Origin of the sequence: Vreelandella zhanjiangensis DSM 21076 (assembly GCF_000377665.1) — a bacterium.
Taxonomy (GTDB): Bacteria; Pseudomonadota; Gammaproteobacteria; order Pseudomonadales; family Halomonadaceae; genus Vreelandella; species Vreelandella zhanjiangensis.
In genome coordinates, this window is record NZ_KB898652.1 from 109,333 (window position 1) to 127,300 (window position 17,968).

Consider the following 17,968-nt stretch of genomic DNA (forward strand, 5'->3'; position numbering starts at 1 on the left):
ATCGATCTGCTCGGTGTGATTGGTGTGTACCAGCAACTGGCCTACACGCGGTTTAGGGCAAGGCCAACACCAGGGTTCAAGGCTGAACCTTGGCACTGCTCGAAGCGGTAATAATTTCACCGCCATGATCCGTCTTGCAGCCAAGATATGCCGTGGGGCGGCCATCGTGATGGGAGTGGCTGGAACCTTCGATAATGGTCGCGCCGCAGCCGGTTTTATCACCCACCCGCGCCACGGGCTGGCCCTCTACTTGTGAGGGCGAACCGGAAACGATTTCGGTGGTGCCGTGGCCGGGGATGAGGCAGCAGTGCAGGTCGCCCTTGCGGGCTACGGGTTTCATCGGCAGATTTCCCACTGGCCGTTGCGGCGAATGAAATAGAGACTGACGTAACTTGAGCGCCCCTCTTGACCTACTTCATTGAAACGAATAGGTTCGTTGACACCTTCCGTAGTTAGCCACGCGACTCGGTTTTCTGCCGCTAAATTTAGTGTCATCGATTTCTCAGGTAGAGGAGCTAGTTCAAAGAGATTTGGGTTATCAAAGAACATGTCGTAGCTTGCTCGCTGACGTACATAGGCTTCGGGCTCACCAGAGGCTAGCGCCAGCTCTTCTATCATGGTGCTGGAAGCATTCATAAGCGCATCGTTATTCCTTGCTTCAAATAGGGCGTGTAGTCGACGATACTCTCGGACTAAGCTATCGCGTACCGCATCCGTATCGCTTAATACATCTCCCTCCTCCCAACACCAGGTTGGCATTTGCTGACGATTATCGAAGACCACTTCCAACGTGTCATAATCTTCAAATCTTTTAAATTCGATATCATTTTCTAATGGTTGCAAAGGAGCGCCCGGATCCAAAAAGACGACTTCAGGATCAGCATCATTTTGACCCGGCTTCATGACTACATCGAAAGCAGTGCTGGCTTCCGTATTAGGGTTTTGACCCGGTTCCCAATATAACAGTGAAACTTTCAACTCGCTATCCGGCTCATATTGCATTGGCCATGAGTTAAGATTAACCTTGTTTTTTCCATTTCTAATGTACTGCGAAACAGGCAGTCGAGTATCTAAATGGCTTGGTGTGCCAGTGAAATTTAACAAAATATCTTGAATTCGCATTGAGCTAGGAACGCCGTCTACGGACCAGCGAACGCCGAATTGATATTTTTGGTTTTCAGCTTCCTGCGCCATCGCATTCGTCTCCATTAAAAGAAATATTAATAGCAGTTTCGTCAAAATTTTTTTCATGAGAACGGTATGAACTCCCCGGTATAACCCTCTGCAAGAGGATAAGTGTTAGTATTCTCTGAATCTTCAACCCAATTAGCTGAAGTGGAATTTAGGATAGTTTGGCGAGAACTCGACCTTCTTGACTCGCCACCAGCTCCTGATTGGTCCTCACGTGAATTCACATTTAACTTTTTATACGATCTAATCTTTAAAGAAGCTCCTTTATGATAAAGCTGATACCCCCAACGACCATCATCTGTTTTGATTCGAATACCACCTTCGGTAACGACTTCAGCCTCGTATTTGAAAACATGTCTATCGGTGATGATCGAGTCAAAATAGCCAAGAATACCGCCCATAGCCTTAGCGGTAAGTTTGACTTCAACCTGACCTCTGACAGTTGATTCGTCGAATTTCCCCTCATGAAAGTCGTAAACGCCTCCAAGCAGTTCATCGGCAGTAGCATCCTCCGATGCCTTGAACCCCGCCCCAAGCGAGATTTCCATGAAAAGCGAAGGATCAATTTGATATTGGGCAACAAGCAGGTTTCTTCCTGTTTCCGCATCTTCCAAGAATGTGACTAGCGTATGAGCCGCTGCTCCTAAAGGAGTAACGACGGGCAGCCTTCTTAACGCACGCTTCAGCGCTAGATAAATATCGACCTTGACACCAAATGCAAAATCCAACGAAAGGCCTACATCTAGCTTCCACGTAAGCTCAGGGCCTCCATCCTGCTCAATCTGCTCGGTCCCAACTTGCATACTTAGCTTTGGGCCTACCGTAAAAATATTGGCTAATTTATCTGTATCATGTTCAGTACTCAGCCTTTTCGCCAAGCTCTTGGCATTGGTTGTCAACGAATCAATAAATCGATCAATTGAACTCCCTTGCTGACGAGCATTTTGCTGCCTGCGAAGCGATGGGGCACTATCGTAGGTCGTGGTTGCGCTACGATATTTGCCTACTTTGATATTTTTGGTATTGCTGCCACACGTTACGCCTATTTCAGCATCGACTTGCCAGCCCTGCTCATGCGTAACCTGCCTGGGGTTACTCCCCATATCCAATTCAACACGTAATCGCCTAGCCTCACTTCGTGGAATGTTCTCGGTGCCTATTTGAGGCGGTTGTACACTCACTTTTCCTTTGAATTTCAGGCTAGGCACAGTGACAGAGGTAAACAGAAAATCTCTGGTGCCATCGTAACTAATCCTGAATTGCTCCTCCTTCGCCATGATGCCTCGATTCATGATGATATCGAGGATAATGACGGCCGCCTCAAAGGCAAGACCATAGTCGCCTAACCGGGGAATGTTGGTCAGAGGAGAACGGGGATTCGTTTCAACGGTAAAAGGTATTTCAGTACCCGAGGTAATAGTCGTACCGTTTAACGCTCCAGTCCAATATAGCGTGTGTGCCTGATGTGGGCAGTCATCGGCAATCGTAATGGTGACGGTACCTTCATCCTTAAACGTCGAGCCGTTCAGGAATCCTTCAAAACTCAGCTCTCCCGCTACCGCCTTTTCGGCTACAAAATAGATCTTGCAGTCAGTATCTTCCAGCTCGTTGCGGCCTTCCAGCACTACACGATTGTTCTTACCGGAATGACAAACAACCTCAACCTTTTCGATACAGGGTGTTTGCGAGGCGCATATAACACACATTGTGCCAAATTCAGGATCCTGGCGGCTCTCGCCGTCTGCTGGCTCTTGGGGAATCGGACTTTCAGTGAGCCGGTCGGCGCCGCTAGAAACATATTCACTATAGATACTATTGCTGACTTGCCCCTGAGTAACGGCCGAGCCTGGATGGCTATCGTCGTTCGCCATCGCATTTTGGATCCTGCTTAGTAGCCTTTCAGGCTGCCTAAAAGCCGTTGGCTGTTCTTGCACCAAGTAAGCCATGTCTTCAAGAGTAGGCTGGTAACTCATGGCTGCTCCTCACTGACAATGGGTCGATAATTATCGTGCTGCATATTGCCTTCCTCGTGACGATATGGTGCAAGTAACGTGTGTCGAATGCGTCCTCGCGGTAGCCAAGCGTCCAACTGGTCACGCTTTCGCCAGCCAGCCATTTTAGAATTTTCCAGAATGAGCTGAGCCTCAGTGTGGCCTTCGGGGAACGTTTCACCGAACTCGATCACGCACTTGGCCAACGTTCGCACTTGCTTTTTGGACCCCAGCCCGTAGCGTTGCCCCAGTTGTGCGGCGGTTTGAACAGCTGACAAACGTTGGTCAATCAAGGTTCGGGGGTATTGCTCACCAAGCGACAGGGCGAGGCGCGCCTGGGCCCGTTGCTGCATCAGGCCACCAAACCGCGCAAACTCTTCCTGACCGATGGCAAACTGCCGCCCCTGCCCTCGTGCGTCGCGGGCATCATCACTGAGCGAGATCGCCAGCAATCGACCCTGTACCTGCTGAGCGGGCGTCTCTAGCGCGATGGAGGGAATTAACGTTAGCTCAGGCGGAAACACCATCAGCGGGGAAGCAGGAATAAAGACGGCTTCCAGCAGCGCCATGAAGGCCGCCAGCTTCCAGGGCTCGAGCGCCTGACTCATGTCCAGGGCCACACGGGGGTCGTAGAAGCGGAAGTACACCGGGGCCTGGTCGTTGGCCGGGGTCCAGAGCATGGTGAACTTGCGAAGGTGCATGCGCAGGTGCTTGAGCGTGGCATGGGAGTGAAACAGCACGCCCCAGTGCTGATCCTGGGGCAGGCTTTCAAGCCAGGTGCGAATGTCGCTGTCGGCTTCAATGCGCACAAGCCACGGGGCATTGGCCTGGGTGGCGGTGTCGGTGGTGGCGTAAAGGCAGGCGTGCTGGGCGTCGGTCTGGCCCAGGCGCGCCATGGCTTCGCGGCAGTTGACGCCGTCAATTACCGCCCAGAGCGGCGGTTGGTTTCGTGCAAACAGCGCTTGCCAGGTCGTTTCCTGGTAGCCGACCGGAGGAATCACTGGCGGAACGTTTTGCGGTTCGGGCGATTTTTCTGGCAACAGGGGTACCATGTCGCCGTAGGCGACCGGGAATTTCGTTGACGTCGTGTGCGCCAGTTCGACCAGCGTTTGCACAAGGCCTTCCCGGCGGCAGCGAGCAAGCAGCGTTTCAATACTCTCCAGGCGCACCAGCCCCAGGCCGTCTTGATGGCACTGCTGTTGCAGGTGCGCTCTTACCTCGTCTTCACTGCTGGCGAGGACCGCGGCGACCGTGATGGCTTCATCGGTGTCTTCTTCCCAGCGCCGGGCGCTGGGGGTGTGGGCCATGACATGGCAGCGCGCTACCCAGTAGTCAGACGTTGCCATGCGTCAGGCTCCTTCCAGCGGGCAGTGGGAAACAAACGGGCTGCCTTCGCCCGCAGCGGCTTCCAACACGGCCGGAATGGGGGGTAGCGCTGCGGCACTGGGCGAGGCCGAGCCCACGTTCAATACCGGCGTCACATCGACACTGCCCCCTGACACCACCAGCGCCGCGCCACCGGCCACGAGCGTGATCTTGCTGGCATCCAGAATCAGCTCGCCGTCGGCTTTAAACGTGATATCGCCGTTGGCATGGGTCTGATAGCTGCCGCCCACGGTGAGGCCGCGGTCGCCGTCTATCTGCTCGGTGTGGTTGGTGTGTACGGTGACATCGCGGTTGCCATCGATGGTCTCGACACGGTCCTTGGCCACCGCCAGGTGTGAGTTGTTGCCGATGGTCGCGGTATCATCGAACTCGACGCGCTTCTGGCGGGAGTTCAGTACATGCAGCTCCATGTTCTTCTGAGCGTGCATATAGATGAACTCTTCGCCCGCCTTGTCTTCAAAGCACAGCTCGTTGAAGCCTTCGCCCTGGTGGGTCTGGGTCTTGATCGCGGTGCGGGTCTTGTGTTCGGGCAGCGGGTACGGCGCGGTGTTGGCGGCGTGGTAGGTGCGCCCGGTAATCAACGGCTGGTCGGGATCACCTTCAAGACACGAAACAATCACCTCATGCCCAATCCTGGGAATGGCGATACTGCCGTAGCCACCGCCTGCCCAGCCTTGCGACACGCGCACCCAGCAGCTGGCTTTCTCGTTAGGCTCGGCGTAGCGGTCCCAAGGGAACTGTACTTTGACGCGGCCATGCTCATCGCAGTGAATCTCCTCCCCAGGCGGGCCGACCACCATGGCTACCTGGGGGCCATCCACACGCGGTTTGGGGTTGATCGTGGCGCGCCAGGCTACATCGCCTGGCCCCAGTACCAAGGTGTTGTGGTAGCGCGTCATATCGGCGGAATCGCCTACCGTAAAGCTGTCTTCTTCAAGCGCCTGGGGCTGCTCACCGTGGTGAATGACCTCGATCAGCTGCCAGTCACGGTTGAGGCTTTCCACATCGTGGTCGCTCAGCGTAAAACGAACGCCGGGGGCGAGTTCGGGCAAATCGCTTTGTGCCTCGGCGGTCACGGCCTCCCGGCGCAAGTGCTCCAGACGGATCCGGGTGAAGGGCTTGCCGGAGGCATCGCGCTTATAGCGGCCGGGGTAGTCGTAATGCTCGTAATCCATCCGCTGACCGTGCTGCTCGACGTTCGGCCCTAGATGCTCGTGCAGCTGCGCATAACCGGGGTTCTTGAACGTGTAATCCTTCAGCGTGGCAGATGAGCTGGCCACGCGGGCGGTATGGCGCAGCTTACGCACGTGGCGTGTGGGGGCGGTGCCGCCAGCCCGATTATGATAGGTGCGCTCGCCAAGGGTGGGCAGAAACTTGGGATCGTCGGTAAATACCAGCCGGTGTGTGCCCGCTTCGAACGTATGGAAGTAGAAAAGCCCCTCTTCAGCGGCCAGGCGTTCGATAAAGGCAAGGTCGGTTTCGCGGTACTGCACACAGTACTCACGCTCGATGAGGTCACGGTTTAATGTAAAGGTGACATCGCTGATGCCCCGCTCATTGCACAGCGTGGTGATGATAGCGACCGGGTCAAGTTTCTGAAAAATGCGCGAGTTGTGGCGCAGCGAAAGCCGCCACAGGGCGGGGCGAAGCACCAGGGAGTAAAAGGTGCGCCGGTGTCCACGATCGCCGCGCGCGAATTCGCTAATGATGCCGTGCACCTGGCGCAACGCTTCACCCGACTGCCAGATGGTTAGCGTGGCGTTGCGATCCAGCATCTCGGTGGCGTCCAGGCTGCCGTCACGGCTAGCCAGATTGAGCACCAGTTCAAAAGGCTGTGAGAGTGCCTCGCGATAGGTGAAGTCAACCACCGCCACGCTGCTCTCGCCCGGAAGCGTCAGAGTGAAGTAAAGACCATTTCCATTTGCCATCCGGCCGCTCCCTGGATCGTCATCTCATCAATAGGAACGATGAGGATAGCGACCTGGATCGACAGAACAAGGCCTGCCCAGTAAGTGGCGGCAATGTCTTACATGCTTGTAAGATATCTCTTACATAACCGAAGTTAACTTTTACTAAAACGCCTTTTCCAGCGCAAAGCGCGGCTGAGTGTGGCCTTCTTTAGTGACAGTCTCGGTAAACATTTCAAGCGGACGCACCCACAGTCCGTACTCTCCATACAGGGCGCGGTAGACCACCAGCGGTTCTTCGGTTTCGCTGTGCTGGGCGGTGCCGAGCACTTCGTAAAGTGCGCCTTTATAGTGGCGATAAATACCGGGAGCGGGGGCGGTCATTGGCTTTCCTTTTGAGTGGCTGACTGGTTGGCTTTTTTGGCCAGGCGTTCGAGCACTTTGGAGGCCGCTACAAAACCGAACGTGCCGGTGACGAACGTGGCCGCGCCGAAGCCCGAGGCGCAGTCCAGCCGGGTGGCATCGCCGCTGCCGGGCTTTTGCAGGCACACTTCGCCGTCGCTTCCGGGATACACCAGCTGCTCATCGGAGTAGACACACTCGACCGAGAAGCGCCGCTTGGGATTACGCGAGAAGTTGTAATCCCGGCGCAGGCGCGAGCGCACTTTGGATAACAACGGGTCGTGCTCGGTGCGGGTTAAATCAGCCACCTGAATACGCGTAGGGTCGGCCTGCCCACCGGCGGCACCGGTCACGGTAATCGGGATCTTGCGCCGCTTGCACCAGGCGATCAGCGCGGCCTTGGCGATAACGCTGTCGATGGCGTCCACCACATGATCGGCATCATCGGGAATGCGCTCGGCCAGGTTAGTGGGCGTGACAAACGCCGTGTCGGCGACGATGTCGATTTCCGGCGCGATCAGGCGGCAGCGTTCGGCCAGCACGTCTACCTTGGGTTGGCCGATAGTGCCGTCCAGAGCGTGCAGCTGGCGGTTAACGTTGGACACACACACATCGTCCAGATCAATCAACGTGAGCTTGCCGATACCCGAGCGCGCCAGCGACTCAACTGCCCAGCTACCTACCCCGCCGACACCGACCACCACTACATGAGCATGACGAAACGCGGTGGCCGCGCGCTGCCCATAAAGGCGCCGAATGCCGCCAAAGCGAAATTCATAATCCTGCGAAGCTGGGCTTCCAGAGACAGAGTCGTTCGCAACTGAGCTAATAGCGGTTGAACCGGCAGAGGCCGGGTCAACATCTGGTGTTGCAGCGGAATTAACCGGAGGCGTAGAAGACATAGCAAACTCAATCTTTTAAGGCATTGGTAAGGCTGATGGCGCGCTTAGCGGCGGCGTACGAACGCTATCCAGCGGCAGGTGCCCCGCCCAACCCAAATGATGAAACAAGGTGGTCATGGTGTCATCGAGTGCACAGCTCACCTGTATCCGATTGGCCAGCACCGGATGGTCAAACGCCAGATAGGTGGCGGCCAATAACAGCCGTGGCGCGCTCAGCTTTTCAGCAAAAAACCGGTTGTGGATACTTTTGCCGTGCTTGGCATCGCCAATAATCGGGTAGCCGCGCCGCGATAGATGACGGCGAATTTGATGCCGCCGCCCGGTCAGCGGTTTCGCTTCAACTAAGGAGTAGCGCGCAACCGGATAGCGGTCTACCTGAACGGGGAGCTCGACGCTATCCAGGCGGCGTATATCGGTCATGGCGGGCATCGCAGGCATTTCTGCTTTGGGCCGCGTGCCGTCCTCTTCGCGTAGCGGGTAATCCAGCCGGTCCTGCTCGGGCGCCTTGCCACGCACGACCGCCAGGTAGCCCTTCTCGACATGCCGTTCACTAAACGCTTCGCTTAAAAGCCCTGCAACGGTTGAAGACAGCGCAAACACAATGGCGCCTGACGTGGGTCTATCCAACCGGTGCACAGGATAAACGCGCTGCCCTAACTGGTCGCGCAGCTGCTGTAGTAAAAATTGGGTTTCCCCACGCGCCAGCGCCGAGCGGTGTACCAAAAGCCCGGAGGGCTTATGCACCACAACAAGGTGCTCATCCTGGTAGAGGATTCTGAGGGGCAACATAGCGCGTCCTGGGGCAAAAACGAGCCGCTATTGTCGCGGCTTGGCCGACAGATGTCATCAACTGCCCGCTTATTATCCAGCCAATCGGCAGGGCAGTTTATCAAAAGCGGGATTGGCGGACTCGCTTTGAGACAGCTACCTTGAATAACAGCGCTTACATAGCGTTTCCATGGAACAGGAAAGGAGAAGTGCACATGCGTCTTGCAACCACACTAACCGGTATCGCGGCTTCATTACTGCTGGCATCGGCGGCTCATGCTAATGAGACCCTTGAGGTCGATATGCACAAGGTGAGCACCGATGGCGTTGAAGAGTCAATCGGTAGCGTATCGCTGGAAACCACCGACCATGGCTTACTGCTCACACCCTCGCTAAGTGGCCTGGAACCCGGTGTCTATGGTTTTCACGTTCACCAGAATGCCAGCTGTGAACCGGCTGAAAACGATGAAGGCGAAATGACCGCTGCACAAGCAGCCGGTGGCCACTATGATCCGGAAGAAACCGGCACGCACCAAGGCCCTTATGGCGACGGTCACCTGGGTGATTTACCCGTCTTAACCGTAAATGAAGATGGCGAAGCTAACCTGCCCGTCCTCGCGCCGCGCTTGAGCATGGAAGACATGCCGGGCCGGTCGTTAATGATTCATGAAGGTGGCGACACCTATTCTGACGAGCCCCACCTGGGCGGTGGCGGCGGTCGTATGGCCTGTGGCGTCGTTGAGTCATAATAGTTGAGTCGTAATAGTAGAATCCTGAGGGTTCTGTCATAGCGCTTGATCAATAGCGGCGCCAATAAGTGGTGTATCAGCGGGCAGCCAATGGGCTGCTCGTTTTTTTGGATTAACGACTGGGTACTTATAGCCCACTAAAGTCTAGCAGCGCATCGGTTTATGACTCTGTACATTCTGCAAGGCTAAATAAGGCTCTGCCAGCGTATGCCAGAACCTGCCTGTCACGTTAACTCCATCCTTCTGACCACTTTGGTGCCCTAAATGATTACATTTATTGTATCGATCCTGCTGCTGATCGTGGGCTATTTTACGTATGGCAAATTTGTCGAACGCGTTTTTGTAACTAATAGAAAGCGTCAGACACCCGCGTTTAGCATGCGGGATAACATCGATTACGTACCGATGAACACCACGCGTAACTCATTAATTCAATTGCTTAATATTGCAGGTGTCGGGCCTATCTTCGGGCCAATCCTGGGTGCTCTGTATGGTCCGATAGCGTTTGTTTGGATCGTGATCGGCTGCATTTTTGCCGGCGCGGTACACGACTACCTGACCGGTATGATCTCGATTCGTAACCACGGCGCCCACTTGCCCCAGCTGGCAGGCAAGTTCTTGGGTAAAGCCATGAAGCATGTGGTTAACGGTTTTGCCATATTGCTGCTGCTGTTAGTGGGCACGGTGTTTGTGACCTCGCCCGCAGCGCTTTTAAATAACATGACGTCGATTTCACTAACTGTGATCATCTTGGCGATCTTTGCTTACTACCTGGTTGCCACGCTGCTGCCCATCGATAAGGTGATTGGCCGTATCTACCCCTACTTCGGTGCACTGCTGCTGTTCAGCGCGGCGGGTATCGGTATCGGTATGGTGGTCACCGGCGCACCCATTCCTGAGCTTTCATTCCAGAACATGCACCCGGAAGGTGCCCCTATCTTCCCGCTGCTGTTCTTGACCATCTCCTGCGGCGCGCTGTCGGGTTTTCACGCCACGCAAACACCGATTATTTCGCGCACCACTGAGAACGAAACCAACGGACGCAAAATCTTTTACGGCATGATGATCACCGAAGGCGTTATTGCCATGATCTGGGCCGCGGCTGCGATGAGCCTGTTCCACGGTGACCAAAGCCTTTCTGCAGTGCTGGCAGCCGGCGGCCCTGCTGCCGTTGTTAACGAAGTTGCCACCACCATGCTGGGCGCTGTAGGCGGTACGCTGGCAGTATTGGGTGTTATCGTGCTACCGATCACCTCGGGCGATACCGCGTTTCGTAGTGCGCGCATGATCATTGCCGACTATCTGAAAATCGATCAGCGCCCGATCGTCAGGCGCCTGCTGATTGCCCTGCCGCTGTTTGCGATGTCCTACATTCTGACGCATATGGACTTCACACTGCTGTGGCGCTATTTCTCCTGGGCGAACCAGACCACGGCCGTCATTGCGCTGTGGGTAGCGACGATGTACCTGGTGCTTTCACGTAAGCCTTACCTGATCACCTCGATCCCGGCAGTCTTCATGACCATGGCGACCTTTACCTATATCGCCTACGCCCCGATTGGTTTTGGCCTGCCGCTACAGTGGAGCTACGCCGCAGCCGCCCTCGGCACCCTGATCTGCATCGCCCTGTTCATGAAGCGTGTACGCCGTTTGAGCCGTGCGACCTTCAAGGTCGATGAGCCCGCCGCTAACTTTACCGATGACGAAGTGTTAGCGTTCTCCTCTAAATAAGGCATTTTCCACCGGGCAGTAGACGCTGCCTGGGGATTAATTAAGCGCTGATCTTTCAGCGCTTTTTTTATGCCTGCTGATTGTCGCGCATTAATACAGCTTTTTATGTCGCTGCCCGTTTTGCTTACATGCATATTGCCGCCCCACTTAAAAACGTTATATCATAACGATTACTAACGATTTAGTGGCGCCGTAAGCGATGTTATCAATGTGCAGCGATCCTGTTTTATCCGTGCGTGACCTGCGCATTCAAATCGGCCGACAAACGGTTGTCGACGGCCTTTCTTTCGACGTGCTGCCTGATGAGCGCGTTTGCCTGCTAGGCGCGTCCGGGTCGGGTAAATCGTTCACCGCTAAAGCGGTGCTGGGGCTTTTGCCCCCCAATGCCTGTGCCCAGGGAAGCATTCGTCTTCTTGGCCAGGAAGTTATCCATACCCCTGCTGCACAGCGTCGCAACGCAACCCGCGTATCCATGGTGTTTCAGGATTCACTCTCGGCGCTCAACCCGTTGGTGACTATCGGTTCTCAGTTGCGCGAGCCCTTCACACGCCACCACGGCTTATCGCGCAAGGCGGCCGTCCAGGCAACCGTTGCTTTACTTGAGATCATGGGTCTTCCTGACCCGCAGCGTTTAATAAAACGCACGCCGGCAGAGCTTTCGGGCGGCCAGCGTCAGCGCGTGTGTATTGCGCTTGCCATGGCCTGTAAAACCTCACTGCTCGTGGCCGATGAGCCCACGACCGCTCTGGATGTCGTCACCCAGGCGCAGGTACTTCGCGCCTTGCGTGAACATACGGGCAAAACGGCCACCTCGCTGCTGTTTATCACTCATGACCTTCACGCCGCCGCCCAGCTCTGCCAACGCGCTGTGATTATCGAACGCGGCAAAATGATTGAAAGTGGCGAGCTGGATACCCTGATTACCGCCCCACAGCACCGCTTTACCCAGGAGTTGGTCGCCGCTGCGCACAGCGTACAGCCAGCCGCGTTCACGAGCGCGGCCGAACCTCTATCCGTTGACTACTTAAAGAGCGCCTGATGCAACCCCCCATACCGTTTAGTCGTCAGGAAGCATTCGTGGGTAGAGAAGCATTTATATCGGCACGCGGGCTTAATAAAAGCGTTACGCTGCCGCGCGAAGTGTTCTGGCGGGCGGGGGAGCGCAAACGGATAATGCGCGATATTGACCTCACGCTTTACCCCGGCGAACGCGTGGGACTGGTGGGCCTGTCCGGCTCGGGAAAAACCACCTTGTTGCGCTCGCTGCTGGCCATTGAAGCACCTGATAGCGGGTCGATTACCTGCCAGCATAACGCCGTGCGCCCCGCATCCACGGCCCGCCTGCGCTGGTACCGTCAGGCAGTTCAGTATATTCCCCAGGACCCCGCGTCCTCGCTTGACCCACGAATGAGCGTGCGCGCGCTGGTTGCCGAACCGCTGATTCGGCTCAAGGTGGCGTGCGACCCGATTGAGCGTGCCCAAGAAGCACTTGAGCAAGTGGGTTTGGGCGCCGCATTTCTAGACCGCAAGCCTCATGAGCTTTCCGGTGGCCAGGCGCAGCGGGTAGCGATTGCTCGGGCAATCGCTACCCGCCCGCGTTTTTTACTGGCCGACGAGCCGCTTAGCGGGCTCGACCTGCCGGTGCGCGCTCAGGTGATCAACGTGCTTAAAAAGCTCTGCGATGAGAATGGTACGGGGCTTTTGATGGTGTCCCATGACTTATCCGTGGTCGCCAACCTTTGCAAGCGCACCCTAGTGATGGATGACGGCAAGATTGTTGAAGACCGCCCCACCGCAGAGCTTTGGCGTGCGCCTCGCCACCCCATAACGTTTGATTTGATTAAAGCAGTCTCTCAGTTGCCCACTTGCGCTTACCCGCACTGTCATGCGGCCGATGTGGAGGCGCTTTTATAGCGGGCTGTTATAAACCCATTCGTGACTGATACCCCGTTTCGCCAGCGTGGCGGTTAAGTTTTGCCTGCGCGCGTCTGACGGCTGTTTTCTTTTAGCTTTTACTTATATTCCTGATATGGAGACATTTCTAATGTTACGCCGCAAGCTTCGCCTATCTTTACCCGTTGCCTTGGCCACACCGTTTCTCCTCGCGGGCTGCTTTGATGACCAACGTGATGCTGCCTCTGCCTCACCAGACGCCGATGAGCGCATTAGCGTGGCGATGCTTCAGCCGCCGCGCTCAGGTTTAAACCCGTTATCCGACGACGCGTTTAAACTGTCGCGCTGGAGTAACGCTGAAACCCTGGTTCGCCTGGATGCCAACAGTGACCCACAGCCATTCCTGGCAACCGAGTGGGAGCAGGTGGATGATCAGACGTGGCGCTTTGTGATTCGTGATGGCGTGGCTTTCCACGATGGTACCGAGCTGACCGCCGATGACGTGGTGAACTCCCTGACAGCCGCCACCCAAGCGGCCCCCAAGCCGCGTATTCTGGACGGCGTTAACATGACCATTGAAGCCGATGGCGACAATGCCGTGCTGGTACGTACCGAGAAAGCCGACCCGCTGATTGCTAACCGGCTTTCCAGCCCGCAGTTGGCGATCCTAGCTGCTAGCGCCTATGGCGACGATGGCCGGGTGAATTCTATCGCAGCGGGCACCGGCCCTTTTGTTTTGAAAGAGATCAATGGCACCACCAGCGCCACGCTTGACCGGTTCGATGATTACTGGGGCGAGCCCGCCGCCATTGCCGGTATTGATGCGGATTACGTCTCCGATGGTACGGCGCGCGCCGCAGCCTTAAGAACTGGCACTGCCGATGTGGTAGAAGCCATTCCAGTATCGCAAGTGGCGCTACTGGACCAGGCGCTGGTGCACGAAGTGCCCATGCCGCGTACCAACACGCTTTATCTGAATACCCAATCAGGCCCCATGGCCGACCCTGGCCTGCGTGCAGCCGCGCGTGAAGCGATCGATCGCCCGGCTATCGTGAATACCGTCTACGAAGGCCGTGCCGATATCGCCGAGGGCCTGCTGGGCCCGGCGCTGGCTTGGGCAAGCGACTACCGCACGTCGATAGACGACCGCACCGCGCCTACCGCGCCAGAGGGCGCCGAAATCACTCTGGCGACTTTTACCGATCGTGCTGAGCTGCCGGAAGTGGCCGTCCTGCTTGAGCAGCAATTGACCCGTGCAGGTTTCAAGGTAACTCAGGAAGTACGCGAGTACGCGCATATCGAGTCTGACGCCTTGGCCGGTGAGTTTGATGCCTTTATTCTGTCGCGTGCCACCGTGCTCGATTCTGGCGACCCGGTGGCCTACATGTATAGCGACTTCGCCTGTGAGGGCTCTTTCAATATCGCCCAGCTTTGCGACCCCGCCGTTGATGAGGCACTTATTAACGCGTCGCAGCAACCCACCGGTGAGGCACGCCGCCAAGCAATTATTGACGCTGAAGCCGCTATTCTGCGCACCGATGCGGCGATCCCGATGCTGCACGAGCGGGTCATTCAGGGCGAGTCGGCACGGATTGCCAACGCCGAACGCGACCCGCGTGAGCGTATGCTGATCACCGAAAAAACCGCTATCGATACCGATAGCGAGTCTTGAAGGCGCGCCACGCATGATTAACGCAATACCGCTACGCCTCTGGCGCAGTTTAAGCCCCGAGCCGTTTATTCCGCTGTTATCACGCTTGGTGACGCTTGCAGGCGTTGTGGTTCTGGTGGGTCTGCTGCCGTGGCTTTCGGGCCGTGACCCGGCACTGAGCATTCTGCGGGCGCGCTCTGCCGAGCAGGAGGCAACGCCTGAAGCGCTAGCCGCTATTCGTGCGCAGTTGGGCCTGGAATCAGGGCCACTGGAAATGCTGCAGCGCTGGCTGATGGGGCTTCTTCATGGTGATGCGGGCAACTCCTGGATCTCAGGGGCGCCAGTGCTGCCCGGCATGCTGAAAAGCGCGCAGGTATCATTGATGCTAATGGGCTTTGCCATGCTGGTGGCCATTGTCACCGCAACGCTTATCTGTCTGCCTGTCGTTCGGCGTGGTTTACGCGGCCAGGTCAGCCGTTCTTCCGGCGCAATGGGCGCAGCATTAACAGCCCTGCCTGAGTTCCTGCTTGCCTCGTTACTCTTGGTGGTTTTTGCTGCCTGGCTCAACTGGCTACCACCCTATGGCTGGCGAGGCCTGAGCTATGTGGTGCTTCCAGCATTGGCGCTGGGTCTTCCCGCTGGGGGCCTGCTGGGCCGCTTGTTTAGCGACGGCCTGTCGGCCACCTTTACCGAGCGCTGGGTAGCTACCTGGAGTGTGGCGGGCTTCTCTCATCGCCGTATTACGCTATCCGTTCTGCGTCGTACGCTGCCCAGCCTTATGCCTCAGGTAGGCATGGTCATGGTGGGCTTGACCGGCGGTGCAATTGCCGTTGAGCAGGTGTTTTCGATTCCAGGCCTTGGCCGGGCAACTCTCGGGGCCGCATCGGCCCAGGACATGCCGGCACTGCAAACCGGTATTCTTATCCTGCTGGTGATTGCTATTGTGCTGGGCAGCCTTGCCAATATTGGCCGTGCTCTGCTGCTTGGCCGCGCATTTCGGCTGGGCGCGCTGCCTGTTGCCCACAACGAGCAGAGCGTATCGCGTAGGGCATGGATCGTCCCCGTTGTTGCCATCACGCTACTCTGCGTGTTGATCGCGGCAGGCATTACCCGCGATCCATTTAACTCGGCATTTATGCGTTTGGAAACACCCAGCTTTGGCCTCCCCTTGGGGGCAGACGGCACCGGACGCGATATTCTGGCCCGGGTAGCCCATGGCGCGCTATCCACGATTGGCATGGCGGTTGTCGTGGTAGGTTTCACGCTGATTCTGGGGCTTCTGATTGGCTTAGCGCCCCGGCTTGCCACGGGCCCCATTGAAATCACCAAAGCAACGCCGCCCACCATTGCGGGCCTTATCGTTGCCGGTTTGATTGGGCCAAGCACCAGCGGCGCAATTATTGCAGTCACGGCAGTGGCCTGGGCACCGCTTGCGGCACATACGGCGGCGCTGGTTACCGAGGCAAAAGCTCAGCCTCACGTGCGCATAACGCCACTTCTTGGGGTGGGACGACTGCGCCTGATGGGCCGCTATATTCTTCCCGCAGTGATTGGCCCAGTGTTTCGCCACGCCATGCTGCGCTTGCCTGGAGTTGCCCTGGCGCTCGCGGCACTGGGCTTTTTGGGCCTGGGACCACGACCACCCTCGCCGGAGTGGGGGCTAGTGCTGGCAGAAGGCATGCCCTATATCGAGCGTGCCCCTTGGGCGGTACTGATTCCTGCGCTGGCGCTGGTACTGCTGTCGGTACTGGCAGTGTCACTTTCAAGCTTTGTGGGTTCAAGTAAGCCAGCTCGTTAACTGACTAACGCAAATGATTAGGCAAAAAAATACCCCCGAAACATTCGGGGGTATTTTGGTTTGAACGCAGTTTACACAGCGCGCTGGCAAACCTTGCTCTTAACGTAGCGCTTACTCGTGGTCGCCCGCCAACTGCATTTGACGCAGCATGTAGTTCTGGATACCTACCTGATCAATCAGCTTCAGCTCGGTTTCGATATGATCAATATGATCTTCTTCATCGGCGAGCAGGTCGCGCAGCAGATCGCGTGACACATAGTCTTTCACGCTTTCGCAGTAGGTGATCGCGGCAATGTAATCGTTACGGCCGTCGTGCTCGATTCTAAGATCGCTTTCAAGCATCTCTTTGACGTTTTCACCGATATGCAGCTTGCCCAGATCCTGAAGGTTAGGAATGCCTTCCAGGAACAGGATACGCTCGATCAGCTTGTCAGCGTGCTGCATTTCTTCAATAGACTCGTCGTATTCCCACTTGGCGAGCGCTTTAAGACCCCAATCCTTGTACATTTTGGCATGCAAAAAGTACTGATTGATGGCAATAAGCTCGTTGCCCAACGCTTTGTTTAAATGCTGAATTACCTGGGGATCACCTTTCATGACGTCACCTTTCTCGCTGTAATGCTGATAGTTAATCTAACCAATCAAGCAGTTACGTTAATGAAGGAGTATAGGCCATGCAAAGGCATACTCCCAGTTTTCTGAGAGTATAGAGAAGGTGAGGAAAAATTCAAACAAATCAGTTATTTGCTAACGATAACCCTAACAAGAGTGATTCGCGTCACACAGCGTAAGCGAGACTCATGTCGGCTTCCATGCGCGCTTCATACAACGCTTCTTTGGTAAGCGATTTAGCATAGCAGGCGCACTTGCCACACTGGGTGGCACAGCCGGTGGCTTCACGCACTTCTCGCCAGCTGCGCGCTCCATCGCTCACCTGCTGACGAATCTGATGATCGGTTACTCCCTTGCACACGCAAACGTACATGGCGACACCTCATAAATAGCATGAGGTGAATGTAAATGATTCGCATACATTTTATCAAGTAAAAATCTATGCCTTTTAGTAGTGATTGCCTTTCACGATAAAATTGTCGAATTAACACAGGAAGTTAGTATTTAGTTGCGTGTTTACTAATACGTACGCTTAACGGAAAGATACTGCGCTAGTGCGCGTATTGGAGACAATATCTGGCCAGCTGCGCTGCTGGCGATCAAAAAGTACCCACCAATAGCCCAAGCCGAATACCGCCAAAGAGGGCCAGGCGACCACACAACGTATCAGGCCCTGTTTAAGGGTAATGGTCTCGCCATCAAGCGTTTGCACACGTAGACCCCACGCCTGCATGCCCAGCGTCATGCCGGCGCGCCGCCAGAAAAAACAGAAGAAACCGGTGGTGGAGAGAAGCAGTAAACCGCGCAGGCTCCAGACGGCCAAAGCAGAAGCCCCGACGGCCTCCACTGGCTGACTGAGTACCAGCCGGAAAAACGCTAGATGGATAATCGTAATAAGCAGCCAGAGGGCTAGCACTAATACGCCATCATACGCCATGGCGCCCAGCCGGCGGCCCAGCCCGGCTGAAACTACGTTATCCATAAACT

Annotated in this window: 17 protein-coding genes; 6 read left to right on the forward strand and 11 right to left on the reverse strand. The window is 56.0% G+C overall.

Going from position 1 to position 17,968, the window contains the following annotated elements; translation table 11 throughout:
* Nucleotides 1-76 precede the first annotated feature (76 nt).
* The 8 genes from D467_RS19275 to D467_RS0114270 form a co-directional block, all read right to left on the reverse strand.
* The gene (locus D467_RS19275) at nucleotides 77-340 is read right to left on the reverse strand and encodes a PAAR domain-containing protein (protein WP_018918200.1); all 264 of its coding nucleotides are present in this window, start codon (nucleotides 338-340) and stop codon (nucleotides 77-79) included.
* A complete protein-coding gene (locus D467_RS0114240; RefSeq protein ID WP_040460532.1) occupies nucleotides 337-1,251 on the reverse strand; it encodes a hypothetical protein in 915 nt (304 codons plus the stop codon). The genes D467_RS19275 and D467_RS0114240 overlap by 4 nt, the downstream gene beginning before the upstream one ends.
* Nucleotides 1,248-3,164, reverse strand: a complete 1,917-nt coding sequence (locus tag D467_RS0114245; protein WP_018918202.1) for a hypothetical protein — start codon at nucleotides 3,162-3,164, stop codon at nucleotides 1,248-1,250. Before D467_RS0114245 ends, D467_RS0114240 begins: the two co-directional genes overlap by 4 nt.
* Nucleotides 3,161-4,528, reverse strand: a complete 1,368-nt coding sequence (locus D467_RS0114250) for a DUF4123 domain-containing protein (RefSeq protein WP_018918203.1) — start codon at nucleotides 4,526-4,528, stop codon at nucleotides 3,161-3,163. The genes D467_RS0114245 and D467_RS0114250 overlap by 4 nt, the downstream gene beginning before the upstream one ends.
* Before the next feature lie 3 nt (nucleotides 4,529-4,531).
* Complete coding sequence (locus D467_RS0114255; protein WP_018918204.1) at nucleotides 4,532-6,496, reverse strand: type VI secretion system Vgr family protein; 1,965 nt, start codon at nucleotides 6,494-6,496, stop codon at nucleotides 4,532-4,534.
* 144 nt (nucleotides 6,497-6,640) lie between these two features.
* Complete coding sequence (locus tag D467_RS0114260) at nucleotides 6,641-6,859, reverse strand: DUF1653 domain-containing protein (protein WP_018918205.1); 219 nt, start codon at nucleotides 6,857-6,859, stop codon at nucleotides 6,641-6,643.
* The gene (tcdA, locus tag D467_RS0114265) at nucleotides 6,856-7,779 is read right to left on the reverse strand and encodes a tRNA cyclic N6-threonylcarbamoyladenosine(37) synthase TcdA (protein WP_018918206.1); all 924 of its coding nucleotides are present in this window, start codon (nucleotides 7,777-7,779) and stop codon (nucleotides 6,856-6,858) included. Before tcdA ends, D467_RS0114260 begins: the two co-directional genes overlap by 4 nt.
* Nucleotides 7,780-7,794: 15 nt before the next feature.
* A complete protein-coding gene (locus D467_RS0114270; protein ID WP_018918207.1) occupies nucleotides 7,795-8,568 on the reverse strand; it encodes a pseudouridine synthase in 774 nt (257 codons plus the stop codon).
* 194 nt (nucleotides 8,569-8,762) lie between these two features.
* Between D467_RS0114270 and sodC the strand changes: the two genes are divergently transcribed.
* From sodC to D467_RS0114300, 6 genes are all read left to right on the forward strand, one after another.
* The gene (gene sodC / locus D467_RS0114275) at nucleotides 8,763-9,296 is read left to right on the forward strand and encodes a superoxide dismutase family protein (protein ID WP_018918208.1); all 534 of its coding nucleotides are present in this window, start codon (nucleotides 8,763-8,765) and stop codon (nucleotides 9,294-9,296) included.
* Between the two features lie 264 nt (nucleotides 9,297-9,560).
* Nucleotides 9,561-11,027, forward strand: coding sequence for a carbon starvation CstA family protein (locus D467_RS0114280; RefSeq protein ID WP_018918209.1), 1,467 nt, complete (start codon nucleotides 9,561-9,563; stop codon nucleotides 11,025-11,027).
* Nucleotides 11,028-11,235: 208 nt separating this feature from the next.
* Nucleotides 11,236-12,066 (forward strand): ATP-binding cassette domain-containing protein, encoded by an 831-nt coding sequence (locus D467_RS19280; protein ID WP_018918210.1) that lies wholly within the window; start codon nucleotides 11,236-11,238, stop codon nucleotides 12,064-12,066.
* On the forward strand, nucleotides 12,066-12,941 hold the full coding sequence (locus tag D467_RS0114290; protein ID WP_018918211.1) for an ABC transporter ATP-binding protein: 876 nt from the start codon (nucleotides 12,066-12,068) through the stop codon (nucleotides 12,939-12,941). The genes D467_RS19280 and D467_RS0114290 overlap by 1 nt, the downstream gene beginning before the upstream one ends.
* A gap of 130 nt (nucleotides 12,942-13,071) precedes the next feature.
* Nucleotides 13,072-14,592, forward strand: a complete 1,521-nt coding sequence (locus D467_RS0114295; protein WP_018918212.1) for an ABC transporter substrate-binding protein — start codon at nucleotides 13,072-13,074, stop codon at nucleotides 14,590-14,592.
* A 13-nt stretch (nucleotides 14,593-14,605) separates the two neighbouring features.
* Nucleotides 14,606-16,369, forward strand: a complete 1,764-nt coding sequence (locus tag D467_RS0114300; protein WP_018918213.1) for an ABC transporter permease subunit — start codon at nucleotides 14,606-14,608, stop codon at nucleotides 16,367-16,369.
* 111 nt (nucleotides 16,370-16,480) lie between these two features.
* Here D467_RS0114300 and bfr read toward each other — a convergent pair whose 3' ends face one another.
* The 3 genes from bfr to D467_RS0114315 form a co-directional block, all read right to left on the reverse strand.
* On the reverse strand, nucleotides 16,481-16,966 hold the full coding sequence (gene bfr, locus D467_RS0114305; protein ID WP_018918214.1) for a bacterioferritin: 486 nt from the start codon (nucleotides 16,964-16,966) through the stop codon (nucleotides 16,481-16,483).
* Between the two features lie 181 nt (nucleotides 16,967-17,147).
* Nucleotides 17,148-17,354 (reverse strand): bacterioferritin-associated ferredoxin, encoded by a 207-nt coding sequence (locus D467_RS0114310; RefSeq protein ID WP_018918215.1) that lies wholly within the window; start codon nucleotides 17,352-17,354, stop codon nucleotides 17,148-17,150.
* A gap of 159 nt (nucleotides 17,355-17,513) precedes the next feature.
* Nucleotides 17,514-17,963 (reverse strand): RDD family protein, encoded by a 450-nt coding sequence (locus D467_RS0114315; protein WP_018918216.1) that lies wholly within the window; start codon nucleotides 17,961-17,963, stop codon nucleotides 17,514-17,516.
* Nucleotides 17,964-17,968: the final 5 nt, after the last annotated feature.

Excerpts from the sequence above, each read along its gene's own strand:
- D467_RS19275 (WP_018918200.1), bottom strand. The coding sequence starts at position 340 with ATGAAACCCGTAGCCCGCAAGGGCGACCTGCACTGCTGCCTCATCCCC.
- D467_RS0114240 (WP_040460532.1), bottom strand. The coding sequence starts at position 1,251 with ATGAAAAAAATTTTGACGAAACTGCTATTAATATTTCTTTTAATGGAG.
- D467_RS0114245 (WP_018918202.1), bottom strand. The coding sequence starts at position 3,164 with ATGAGTTACCAGCCTACTCTTGAAGACATGGCTTACTTGGTGCAAGAA.
- D467_RS0114250 (WP_018918203.1), bottom strand. The coding sequence starts at position 4,528 with ATGGCAACGTCTGACTACTGGGTAGCGCGCTGCCATGTCATGGCCCAC.
- D467_RS0114255 (WP_018918204.1), bottom strand. The coding sequence starts at position 6,496 with ATGGCAAATGGAAATGGTCTTTACTTCACTCTGACGCTTCCGGGCGAG.
- D467_RS0114260 (WP_018918205.1), bottom strand. The coding sequence starts at position 6,859 with ATGACCGCCCCCGCTCCCGGTATTTATCGCCACTATAAAGGCGCACTT.
- tcdA (WP_018918206.1), bottom strand. The coding sequence starts at position 7,779 with ATGTCTTCTACGCCTCCGGTTAATTCCGCTGCAACACCAGATGTTGAC.
- D467_RS0114270 (WP_018918207.1), bottom strand. The coding sequence starts at position 8,568 with ATGTTGCCCCTCAGAATCCTCTACCAGGATGAGCACCTTGTTGTGGTG.
- sodC (WP_018918208.1), top strand. The coding sequence starts at position 8,763 with ATGCGTCTTGCAACCACACTAACCGGTATCGCGGCTTCATTACTGCTG.
- D467_RS0114280 (WP_018918209.1), top strand. The coding sequence starts at position 9,561 with ATGATTACATTTATTGTATCGATCCTGCTGCTGATCGTGGGCTATTTT.
- D467_RS19280 (WP_018918210.1), top strand. The coding sequence starts at position 11,236 with ATGTGCAGCGATCCTGTTTTATCCGTGCGTGACCTGCGCATTCAAATC.
- D467_RS0114290 (WP_018918211.1), top strand. The coding sequence starts at position 12,066 with ATGCAACCCCCCATACCGTTTAGTCGTCAGGAAGCATTCGTGGGTAGA.
- D467_RS0114295 (WP_018918212.1), top strand. The coding sequence starts at position 13,072 with ATGTTACGCCGCAAGCTTCGCCTATCTTTACCCGTTGCCTTGGCCACA.
- D467_RS0114300 (WP_018918213.1), top strand. The coding sequence starts at position 14,606 with ATGATTAACGCAATACCGCTACGCCTCTGGCGCAGTTTAAGCCCCGAG.
- bfr (WP_018918214.1), bottom strand. The coding sequence starts at position 16,966 with ATGAAAGGTGATCCCCAGGTAATTCAGCATTTAAACAAAGCGTTGGGC.
- D467_RS0114310 (WP_018918215.1), bottom strand. The coding sequence starts at position 17,354 with ATGTACGTTTGCGTGTGCAAGGGAGTAACCGATCATCAGATTCGTCAG.
- D467_RS0114315 (WP_018918216.1), bottom strand. The coding sequence starts at position 17,963 with ATGGATAACGTAGTTTCAGCCGGGCTGGGCCGCCGGCTGGGCGCCATG.